This window comes from Bifidobacterium margollesii, from assembly GCF_002860355.1.
GTDB lineage: Bacteria > Actinomycetota > Actinomycetes > Actinomycetales > Bifidobacteriaceae > Galliscardovia > Galliscardovia margollesii.
Map to the genome: position 1 here is coordinate 88,021 of NZ_NMWU01000024.1, position 11,068 is coordinate 99,088.

The 11,068-nt window shown below is 62.5% G+C and carries 7 protein-coding genes and 2 rRNA genes; 3 read left to right on the forward strand and 6 right to left on the reverse strand.

The features are described from left to right. Positions 1-28 precede the first annotated feature (28 nt). On the reverse strand, positions 29-1,459 hold the full coding sequence (locus Uis1B_RS07230) for an alpha/beta fold hydrolase (RefSeq protein WP_101616934.1): 1,431 nt from the start codon (positions 1,457-1,459) through the stop codon (positions 29-31). A gap of 263 nt (positions 1,460-1,722) precedes the next feature. Between Uis1B_RS07230 and Uis1B_RS07235 the strand changes: the two genes are divergently transcribed. Together Uis1B_RS07235 and Uis1B_RS07240 are read left to right on the forward strand one after the other, a co-directional pair. Then, positions 1,723-4,275 (forward strand): sensor histidine kinase, encoded by a 2,553-nt coding sequence (locus Uis1B_RS07235; protein WP_165782787.1) that lies wholly within the window; start codon positions 1,723-1,725, stop codon positions 4,273-4,275. Between the two features lie 88 nt (positions 4,276-4,363). Next, entirely contained in the window at positions 4,364-5,020 is a 657-nt protein-coding gene (locus tag Uis1B_RS07240; protein ID WP_423734874.1) for a response regulator, read from the forward strand. A 119-nt stretch (positions 5,021-5,139) separates the two neighbouring features. Here the strand turns inward: Uis1B_RS07240 and Uis1B_RS07245 are convergent, their stop codons facing one another. From Uis1B_RS07245 to Uis1B_RS07255, 3 genes are all read right to left on the reverse strand, one after another. Next, the gene (locus Uis1B_RS07245; protein WP_101616940.1) at positions 5,140-7,773 is read right to left on the reverse strand and encodes an ABC transporter permease; all 2,634 of its coding nucleotides are present in this window, start codon (positions 7,771-7,773) and stop codon (positions 5,140-5,142) included. A gap of 31 nt (positions 7,774-7,804) precedes the next feature. Continuing rightward, positions 7,805-8,572: an ABC transporter ATP-binding protein gene (locus Uis1B_RS07250; RefSeq protein ID WP_243390304.1), complete on the reverse strand. Its 768-nt coding sequence runs from the start codon at positions 8,570-8,572 to the stop codon at positions 7,805-7,807. A 334-nt stretch (positions 8,573-8,906) separates the two neighbouring features. Further along, positions 8,907-9,803 (reverse strand): aldo/keto reductase, encoded by an 897-nt coding sequence (locus tag Uis1B_RS07255; RefSeq protein WP_101616944.1) that lies wholly within the window; start codon positions 9,801-9,803, stop codon positions 8,907-8,909. 147 nt (positions 9,804-9,950) lie between these two features. Here Uis1B_RS07255 and Uis1B_RS07260 point away from each other — a divergent pair, with 147 nt between their 5' ends. Next, positions 9,951-10,253, forward strand: coding sequence for a YhbY family RNA-binding protein (locus Uis1B_RS07260; protein ID WP_101616946.1), 303 nt, complete (start codon positions 9,951-9,953; stop codon positions 10,251-10,253). 245 nt (positions 10,254-10,498) lie between these two features. Here the strand turns inward: Uis1B_RS07260 and rrf are convergent. Both rrf and Uis1B_RS07270 read right to left on the reverse strand, forming a co-directional pair. Beyond that, positions 10,499-10,615, reverse strand: a 5S ribosomal RNA gene (gene rrf / locus Uis1B_RS07265). 197 nt (positions 10,616-10,812) lie between these two features. Further along, positions 10,813-11,068: ribosomal RNA gene (locus Uis1B_RS07270) — 23S ribosomal RNA — on the reverse strand; the annotation flags it as partial.

An 11,068-nucleotide genomic window follows, 5' to 3' on the forward strand; every position in this document is an offset into this window, starting at 1 on the left:
TCGCCGTTCCTGCCATCGGCCCGCGCCGTCACCGCGGTCCGGCCAGATCACCCCGCTCCAGCGCCTCGCGATACAGCCGCCCGAACACCACGGACCCGTGCACGCCGTCATGCTCGAACTCGTTGGTCACCCACGCATGCGAGCGCCCGATACGGGATAGGGTGTCGAGCTGCATGCCGGAGTCCACGTACATGTCGTCGAAGTACACGGCCGCCTGCAGGGGCACTTCGTTGCGGGCCAGCTGGTCCTCGTCGTAGATTCTTCCGAACCGCGTATCCTGCATCATCAGTTCCACTGCCGGAAGGAACGGTTTCAATGACGAATCCTCCTCGAACATCCAGCGCAGCGCCGCCTCGCCGGTGAACATCAGAGGCCGGGCGTCAACCGCGAATTCCGGGTGCCGGTCCAGTTCGTGCTGCGCGGCCCAGTCGATCGGCGCATCCAGCTCGCCGTCCGCGTAGATGAACTCCTGCAGGGGCCAGTACAGCGGGCGTTCGTATGACGCGGTGCGCGCCAGCACGTTCATGCCGAAGCCGGTGGACAGCGTCACCGGGGCGGCCGACGCTCCCCGCTCCCCGACAGATTCCTCAACCGATTCCCCGGCAGATTTCTCAAGGGGAACCGTGCCGTCGCCGCCGGTGAACGCCTGGTCGATCAGCCAGTGAAGTCGTTCGAAGCTGGGTTTCATGCCGAAATCACTGCCGAGCATCTGCAACCGCCGTACGGAGAACGGGTCGCCGTTGGGCAACGTCACGTCGCCGGACGCCAGTCGGTCCGCGACCGCGGCCACCCGTTCCACGTCCTGCGGGTAGCGCGCGTAGTACTGCCGGGTTTTGGCCGCCATGCGCGGGAAGGTGCGCGCATACACCTCCACCGCGTCGGCCGGCACATGCGGGATTCCGCCCGTGGTGAAGCTCGCTGCGAGACCGCGAGGGAACAGCGACAGGTAGGTCAGGGTCAGGAAGCCGCCGTAGCTTTGGCCGAGCGACGTCCACCGCACGCCGTCGAACTCCTTCAGCCGCAGGTATTCGAAATCCCTGACGATGGAATCCGCCAGGAACAGCTTGAGATGGTCGGCGGCGGCACGCGCGTCGGAGCCGAATCGGGCGATCGTCTGTGCGTCGATACGGGAGGATCGTCCCGTACCACGCTGATCGGGCAGGATCACCCGGAAGTGTTTGACCGCCTCGGCTATCCACCCGTCGTCGGTGGGGCTCACCGGTCTTGGGCATTGGCCTCCTGGGCCTCCCTGCAGAAAGACCAGCAGAGGCAGTTCGTCATGGGCATGTTCGGGCGAGGTGACCACTCGGTAGAACAGGCTGATCGTATCGCCGTCCGATTCGGGCAGTCCATGTTCCATCACGTCGGCCGGATCAGCCCCCCGCCAGTCCAGCGGCACTCGAATGGAATGATCCTCCACGTATAGTCCGGGTACGTAGTTGCGGGCCAGTACACTCATGTCGTCTCCTTCCGACGGTCGCCACTCTACCGTGTCCATGTCGCCGCCGTGTATCGGGAAAAACGGCGTATCGGGAAAACAGCGTCTCGACGAATCGATGTATCGGCGAATCGCCATGGCGACGAAAACGTATCGCGGACCTATCATCCCTGCGATGGAATGCGGTTCGGCCGCGTCTCCACTAGGCTGTCCTTGTGCAACAACCCGGGAGACAATTCACGAGGCCGGTCGACGGAACCGGATTCGACGCCCTCATGGCGTGGATGAAACGCCACGTCATCGTCGGCGATGCGCTGCTGGCCCTGACCATCACATGGCTGTTCTCCGCATTGTCGGGCGGAACGGAGCCCGTCAACGGTCTGATCGTCTCCGCGGGCACCCCCTATCCCCTACTGATGACCTACGCCCAGTACCAATGGTTCTCGAACTTCTGGGTGTGGATCTTCGCGGTGCCGATGATCTTTCGCCGAACCTTTCCCCGGGCCTCGGCCATCGCCTTCGTGGCCCTGTGTCTGGTGCAGATGCTGTTCGGCCCGTCCCTCGCCTACGGTGACCTGTTCGCGCTGGCGCACCTACACACGGTCATCGTCACGGGAACCCGCAGGGACGCGCGGGCGTTCATCGCCGTCGCCGCCGGCATGAGCCTGATCGCGATATCGGTCAACGCCGTGGTGGAGGGATTCGGCCCGTTATCAGTCAAAGCCGTAGTGCGGGCCGGCTATGCGCCATGCGTGGCCTCCGGAGGCGTCATCGCATGGCAGGAATGCGAAACGTCCGTAACGCAGCAGCTGCTGGTCTTCACGGCGGCGATTCTGACGCCGACCCTGGCCACCATAGTCATGGCATACTGGCAGAAGGCCCGGCTCCGGACCGTTCGCCTGATGCGCGAACGCAACGCCGCATTGGAGGCTCGACGACAGGAGGAAACACGCATCGCCGCGCTGGCCGAACGGGCCCGCATCGCACGCGACATGCACGACGTGGTGGCGCATACGCTATCCACGATCATCGTGCAGGCGGACGGCGGCAGGTTCGCCGGTACGCACGACATCGATCTCGCGCGACGCACCATGACCACCATCAAGCAGGAGAGCACGCGCGCACTGCACGACATGCAGCATCTTCTGGACAGTTCCGACGGCGATGTCGCCCCGACCTACGACAACATCGATGGACTGGTCGAACAGGCTCGCGCCGCCTCACCGACCTGGCAACTGCATCGGACGATCGACGGAGACCCCACGCCGGACGATCTGGGAGGCAACGGCGTCGCAGCCGCATATCGCCTAGTCCAGGAGGCTTTGACCAACATACGCAAGTATGCCGGGCGGAACATCACCGTCCGGATCGATGAGATCTGGGACGACGAAGGTCTGCACATCATCATCGTCGATGACGGACGGGGGTCGACGGCCTCGGCGGATGGACACCAGCCCGGCTACGGTCTGATCGGTATGCGGGAACGAATCGAAGCGTTGGGAGGCTCGCTGCATACCGGTCCGCGTCTCGGAGGCGGGTTCGAAGTGAACGCCCGCATCCCGTTCGCCGGAACGCGGATCGATCGGCATGATTCAGAGTTCAGTGGCAATCGGATTCCGATTCTCCGCGAAACGCTCCGCAGCGATATCGGGAAGGCGGAGCCGGACGTCACCGCGACAAACGAGTCTCATTCCCGTCATGACGAAGCACCTCATGATGCGAAGGCGAGCATCGCGGCGTCGAGCGGCTTTCGTCAGATGCTGATCGAAACCTTGGGCAGGGCCCGTCGATCGTTCCGCCGCCAGTGGAGGGACGAGGACTCCTTCGCAGACGCCGGGTCCAATATCGTGGAGCGCATGTCCCGCTGGACCGAACGTCATTACCTGGTGATGGACGCCTTCTATGCGGCGCTGATGCTGTTCCTGGCCAATTCCGGTTTGGTTTCCTCGGAGCAATCCCCCGGAATGCAGATCCTCCTGCTGCTGAGCGATGTCATCGCGGTCCTTCCCCTGATCTGGCGGCGACGTTTCCCACAGGCCAGCGCATTCGCCTTCGGTGTGATCATCATCGTTCAGGCCTGGCTGCTGCCGTGGTTCACGCCGCTCTCGTTCGCCACCGTGCTTTCACTGTATTCAGTGACCCTGTATGGGCGGAACCGTTCGGTGATATGGGTGGCTCCGATGATCCTGGTCGGCTCACTGTCGTTCGCCTTCAAGGTGACGCTGATGACCGACGGCATCAACTACCCTCTGCTCGGAGTGGCCGCGATCGCCGGCCACAACCTCGGCACGGGAGCATCCCTGTCGATGTCCCGCATCGCGTTTCTGCTGGAGATCGGCGTGTACGCCGCGCTGACCGTGCTCACCTGTCTGGCGGCCGTCGCAGCGGGCAAATGGTCGAAGTCCCGCGAATCGAATCTGCTGGTGCTTCAGGCCCGGGAGGATGCGCTGCGTCAGGAGGAGGCCAAGCAGAAGATCCTGGCGGCCAACATGGAACGCAATCGCATCAGCACGAACATCCAGAGCGACGTGACCGACACGTTGCGAGCGGTGATCGCACGCGCGGAGCATGGGTTGAGCATGCTGGACGAAGACCCCTCCCCGGAACGCATATCGAAGGCATTCGAAACCATCGCCTCCGAAGGGCGTGCCGCGCTCAAACGCATGCGTCAGCTGCTGGGCGTGCTGAGGGAGACCGGGTTCAGCGACGAAACGACGCCGACCGCGGATCAGGTGATGCCGCTCTCCCCTGTCACGCCGTCGAATCGATCACAGACCGGACAGACGGAAAAATCAGGGAACAATCAGGGTGTTCCCCCACTGCCATCCTCACGATGATCATTACAGTGGAACCGTGAGTGAAAACAAGAAGAGCATTCAGGTCGGCATCGCCGATGATCAGGAGCTGGTTCGAGCGGGATTCGTGATGGTGATCGGATCCCAGCCGGATCTGGAGGTCGTCGGTCAGGCCGGAGACGGCAATCAGGCGGTGGAGATGGCCGAACGGGAGCATCCGGACGTGATGCTGATGGACGTGCGCATGCCCGGCATGGACGGCATCGAAGCCACCCGCCGCATCACGTCGCTGAAGGAGAACATGACGCGCGTGATCATCCTCACCACGTTCGACCTCGACGAATACGTGATGTCGGCCATCAACGCCGGCGCCTCCGGGTTCCTCCTCAAGGACACGGAGCCCGAAACCCTGCTCGGTTCGATCCGCACGGTGTATCAGGGCAATGCGATCATCGCCCCTTCGGCCACCAAGCGGCTGATCGAGAAGATGAGCCGGGAAAGCCGGGAAAACCGCGACGACGCGGTAAGGCAGTCGGCATCAGCACGGCATTCGTCCCCCGAGGAGACGCAATCGTTCTATCGTGATCCCGAGCTGGATCTGCTCACCGACCGCGAGCGCGAGGTGCTGGTGGAGATCGCCCACGGACTATCGAATCAGGAGATCGCCGACAAGCTGTTCATCGGCCTGCCTACGGTGAAGACCCATGTGGCGCATATTCTGGCGAAGATCAATGCCCGGGATCGAGTGCAGGCGGTGGTCTTCGCCTACGAAAACCGACTGGTGTAGCCATGGACGATGCCCGCCGTTTCACGTCCGAAGGCGTGTCGTGCGGGCATCACTTGATGGTGGTTATAGTCCCGTCTGCTGAATGTTCGCTGACGGAACGGTGGGTGCTGTTGTGATCGCTAGGCTTCTGCCAGCGCCTCGACCGGCGGCGTCTTCACGGCACGTCGAGCGGGGGCGACGGAGGCGAGCAGGGCCGCGATCGCCGCTATGCCGAGCGTCGCCCCGTTGACCGTCCAGTCGAACGGGAAGACCACCGTGCCATAGAGGCTGAACACCATGTAGGAGCCGAGCCACCCGAATCCGGCGCCGAGCACCACACCGGCCAGACCGGAGACGAGCGCGAGCAGCAACGCCTCGATGGCGAGGGAACGGCGCAGCTGGCCTTGCGTCATGCCAATGGCTCGCAGAGTGGCGGATTCCCGGGTGCGTTCGATGACGGACAACGACAGCGTGTTCGCCACGCCTACAAGCGCGATGAGCACGGCGACGGCGATGAGTCCGACGAGCAGCGCCATCATCGCATTGATCATCGTCTCCCATTGGGCCCGTTCGGCGATAGGCCCGATGACGGTGACGCCTGCGGAATCGGTGAATGCGGATTGCACGCCGGTGAACACGTCGTTGAGGGTGGTGCCGGCACCGTCGGCGTCAATGCGCATGAGCAGCATGTGACCGTCGGTCTTCAGGTCGCCGTCGGTGAAGTGCCTGACGTTCACGAAGGCGACAGCGGCGTAGTCGGCTGAGACGCGGCGGTAGTCGGCTTGTCGCACGTCAAGCGTCAGTGCGTCCTTGCCGCCTCCGGTGGCGCCAGCCGCGGTGAGTTCGACACGACCGTTCGTGAACGCGAAGTCCTTGCCGTCGAACGCGGAGCGCTCGGGCATGAGTATCGTGCCTTCTCCGATGGTCGTGCCGCCGAGGTCGGCGTGCATGACCTTGCGCAGGTCGTTCGAGCCGTCCACACCGACGACGAGCGTGGTGATGTTCGCGCCGTGCGCATCCTTCGCGTTCACCGTCGTGATGGGCGCATATATGGATGAGGCCACGCCCTTCACCTTGGCTGCCCGTGCGGCCTGGGCGTCGGTCATGTCGTCGCCGGAGGCGATCATATCGACGCTATATCGGGTGGTGAGCGCTTCGCTCATGGTCGCCTTGCCGCTGGCGGCGCCGGTGGCGATCGTGGAGACGAGGGTGACACCGATGAGCAGCGCAGCGCCGGTGGCTGCGACACGCCGCGGGTTCTTCTGGATGTTGGCGTGGGCGACCTTGGCGCTCGGACCGGCGAGGGATACGAGGGCACCGGCTCCATACAAGGCCCGAGGCAGCCAGTATACGGCGGAGATGATGAGGCCGAGGAAGACCAGCGCGCACCCGCCGATTGCCACGACGAGCACGGTCGAATAGTGGTCGGCGATCATCGAATCTCGTCCCATACCGTACCAGTGCATCTGCCATGCCGCATAGGCGCACATTGCCAGTCCCGCTGCGAGCATCAGCGCGGACAGAACGCCCCGCATGACGCCCGTGCGACGCGTTTCCGACAGTTCTATCGGTCTGAGAGCCTCCAGCGGTGTGACGGATGTGGCGGTGCGTGCGGAGGAGAGTGACGCGATGACCGTCATGACGACGCCGAATGCGATCGGCACGACGAATACGCGCCAATCGGGCACGAGCCGCATGGGCATGCCGATGGACGATGTCAGGCCGGATGCCGTCACCGCACCCATTAGCGCAAGACCGAGACCCACGCCCAATGCGGATGCGACGAGGCCGAGCAATCCCGCCTCGAACAGCACGGAGGCGTACAGCTGCCCCTTGCCGGCGCCGATGGTGCGCAGCAGGGCGAGGGTACGTCGCCGTTGAGCTACAAGTACTTGGAACGTGTTGGCGATGACGAGCGCGGCGACGAGCATGGCGAGCGCGCCGAAGCCGAGCAGGAATGTGGTGACGATGTCGGTGTCTCCGCCGGAAAGCGACTTGACGGCGTCCTCGGCCGCCTTGTCCCTGCTTTGCACGGCAAACCGTTTCGGCAGGATACGGTTGATCGTGTCGATGGTGGTCTTCATGGCGGCCGGCTCGCCGTCGATATCGAGATAGGCCGTGGTGGCGTTCACCCGCCCGAAATCGGCCACGCCGCTTATTGCGGCCATGAGATCGTCGGAGAGCAGCGAGGCGCCGCCGTAGTAGGGGTAGGCGCCGGCGTCGTCGCGGGTGAGTCCGACGACGCGCGCCTGTATATCAGACGATGCGCCCTTCGACGCCAACGTGATGGCGTCACCAATACCTACGCCCAGCTGTTTCGCCGTGGATTCCTGCAATGCGACCTGTCCACCGGCTGCCGGCTGGATGCCTTGCGTGACGGTCACGGGCAGCAGTCCCCTCTCCGCTGAGGTGGTCACGGCGAACATGTTGGCATGGCGGTCACCGTTGGCCGCGACCGCTTCGGCACGCGCCTCGAAGCGCAGCCCCTTCACGCCTTCGACCGCTCGCAGCCGTTCCGGATGGAAGTCCGAGATGGTCCGCGAATACAGGTAGTCCATGTCCGCGTCGTCCGCATCGGCAATGGACGTGTCGAATCCGATGGAGTAGTTGGCATCGCCGTACTGTGCGGTGGTCATGCGTTTCAGGGTGTCGTTCATCGCATTGCCGAACAGCAGTGTGGCGGCGATGAACGCCGTGCCGATGATGATGGCGATGCCCGCCGGTACGAGCATCTTCGCACCGCGTTTCATCATTCCGATGGTTATGGAGAACATTATCGTGCGTCTTTCCTGTGTATGGTCTCGTTCAGCGACTCGTCCGCGTATGCGCCGAGGCGTTCCGGCGCTCCTCCATGAGCAGTTCGTTCATGCGTTCGGGGGTGGGATTCCGCTCGTCGGCCACGATGGCGCCGTCCGCGAATACGATGGCCCGATCGGCGTAGGAGGCCGCCACCGCATCGTGCGTGACCATGATGATCGTCTGTCCCAGTTCGCGGACCGACCGCCTGAGGAAGTCCAGCACCTCGCCGCTGGACACCGAATCGAGATTGCCGGTGGGCTCGTCGGCGAACACCAGCTTCGGTTTGGTGATCAGCGCGCGGGCGATGGCCACGCGCTGCTGCTGTCCGCCGGACAGTTCGCTGGGACGATGGTTCAGGCGATGCTCGATGCCCAGCGTGCGTGCCAGCGTACGCAGCCAGACACGGTCCGGCTTGGATCCGGCCAGCGTCAGCGGCATCAGGATGTTCTGCTCGGCGGTGAACATGGGCAGCAGATTGAAGCTTTGGAAGATGAACCCGATCTTTCTGCGACGTAGCAGCGTGAGCTGTCGATCGTTCATCTCGGTGATGTCCGCGCCGTCGAACAGGATGTGTCCTCGTGTGGCGGAATCGAGACCGGCCATCGTATGCATCAGCGTGGATTTACCCGAGCCGGACGGCCCCATGATCGCGGTGAACATGCCACGTTCGAAGCTCACATTCACGCCTCGCAGCGCATGCACCACGTTCTCCCCCTCGCCATAGTCCTTCACCAGTCCGATGGCCTCGATGGCCACTGGGAGGCGTCCTCCCATAGGCTGGGAATCCATCAAGGTCGGTATCTCGGCCACGCCCCCGCGATGCCTCCCGACCGGATCCTGCCCGTGCGCTGCGAACGTTCGTCGTTCCCCGTTGCTCTTCGGTTCAACAGCAGTATGCCTACCCATCGGAAATCCTCCTCTGCTCTTTGATTCTCGCCATTCCTCGGCGGCATGATCAACGATACGGAAGAGCGACGGTGCTTCCCATCGTGCGCAGGGGTGAAAACATCAAAGGCGGCTGTGCACGAATGTCATCCCGAGGAATGACGTCGGCGCACAGCCGCCCCATAAGTCTCCCGGTGTCGAACCGGGATATCGAAAACGGAACTCACACGTTGCCGCGGGCCTTCTGGTCCGCCCACGACTGAGACTGCACGTATGTCACCGGATCGGCGCTCACACGGGCCGAATCGTCGTGCAGCGCGTCGATGGCGGCCAGCTCCTGCGCGGTGAGATCGAATCCGGCGCTGGCGAGGTTCTGCCTCATGCGTTCCACATGCTTCGACTTCGGAATCACGATGCGACCCTCCTGCGTATGCCAGCGCAGCACCACCTGAGCCGGCGTCACATCATGGGCCTTCGCCGCATCCAGTACAGGCTGCGCGTTCATGTCCGCACCGTGTCCGAGCGGACTGTATGCTTCCACGGCAATGCCGTGTTTTGCACAATACCGCAGGGTGTCCGGCCGGGAGAACCGCGGATGGACTTCGATCTGATTCACCGCGGGGGTCTCCCCCGAATCCGCGATCAGCGCATCGATGTGCTCGGGAAGGAAGTTGCTGACCGCCGGCACGCGAACCAGTCCTTCGTCGCGCAGTTTCAGCAGCGAACGCCATGTTTCCCGATACTTGTCGATTCGGGGCATCGGCCAGTGGATCAGATACATGTCGATCGCATCCACGCCCAGCTTGCGCAGCGATTCCTCGAAGGCGAATCTCGAAGCATCGTAGCCTTGATCGCAATTACGAAGTTTGGTGGTGACGAACACCTTGCCTGCCATGCCGGTGGCCTTCAATGCCGCGCCGACGCCTTCCTCATTGTAGTAGGCTGCGGCGGTATCGATATGCCGATATCCGATCTCCAGCGCCTCCTCCACGGCCCGCTGCGTATCCTGCGCGGGAATCTGGAAGGTGCCGAATCCTATCTGTGGAATCACCGTATGCTGCACATCATTCAATGTCAGTTCCGGTGATTGAAGCTTCTGCGTCCTACCCTCGTCAGCCATGTCAACGTCCTTTCATACGAGACGACATGCTTCACCGATCATGCTACCGTCTCTACACGATCTCATCCTTCCAAAGCGTACGGTAAGCTGTTCACCGTATTCAACGCGGGTATCCGCGAAATCGAAGAAAACGAGGTTGTCATCGGCATGACATTGAACAAGGCACAGATCAAGCAGCTGCGCACATTGGGCATGCAGCTCAATCCCCTGATCATGATCGGCAGGAACGATATCACCGACACGCTGATCAAGCAGGCTGACGAGACCATCGAGAAGCGGGAGATCATCAAGTGCGCGGTGCAGGATGGTTCGGGGCTGACCGCTAAGGAGGCTGGTACTCAGCTTGCCGATGCATTGCATGCCGAACTGGTGCAGGTGATCGGCAACCGGTTCGTGCTGTATCGCGAAACCAAGCGTGACGACGTCAAGAAGATTCGTCTGGTCCGCTAGCCACGGATTGATGCAACGGATCGATGCAAACAGATCTCGCACCTATGCAAAGGCCCTCGCCGAGTATTCGGCGAGGGCCTTCATGCTATGAGCCGTGCGGCGGACCATACTTAGCAGAACCGGTCGGGAGAAAGACGGTTTCAGACCGTAGATGACAGGTTCCGTCGGTGAGGAGCAAAACAAATGGAAATAAAAAAAAAAAATGGGGGTTGCTCCCGTAGGAACAACCCCCACCAAACAAGTGTATGCGGCGGCGTGTTACTCTCCCACACCCTACCGAGTGCAGTACCATCACCGTGCCAGGCCTTAGCTTCCGGGTTCGGAAAGGGACCGGGCGTCTCACCTGGGCCATGACCACCGCAAAACCAAACACACGACACCACCCCAACCAGGAGCGGCACCGGCAAAAACAGTGACCGGCCGGGAACCGGACAGCGGACGCAAGCAACAACACCATCAACCTGATCGCAGTCAACCATATCAGTGCTCCGTGTCACCCGGACAACCCACCGGACCGGCAAAACCAGCCCCGCCACCCGCCTGAAACGACGGGCAAGTCGTGTGATTGTCCTTCCCCCGTTAGTACCGGTCGGCTCCACCCCTCGCAGGGCTTCCACCTCCGGCCTATCAACCACGTGTTCTCCATGGGGGGTACACACACCCGAACGGGCATGAAGGAATCCTTATCTTGGAGAAGGCTTCCCGCTTAGATGCTTTCAGCGGTTATCCCACCCGAACGTAGCCAACCGGCCATGCCACTGGCGTGACAACCGGCAAACCAGAGGTTCGTCCACCCAGGTCCTCTCGTACTATGG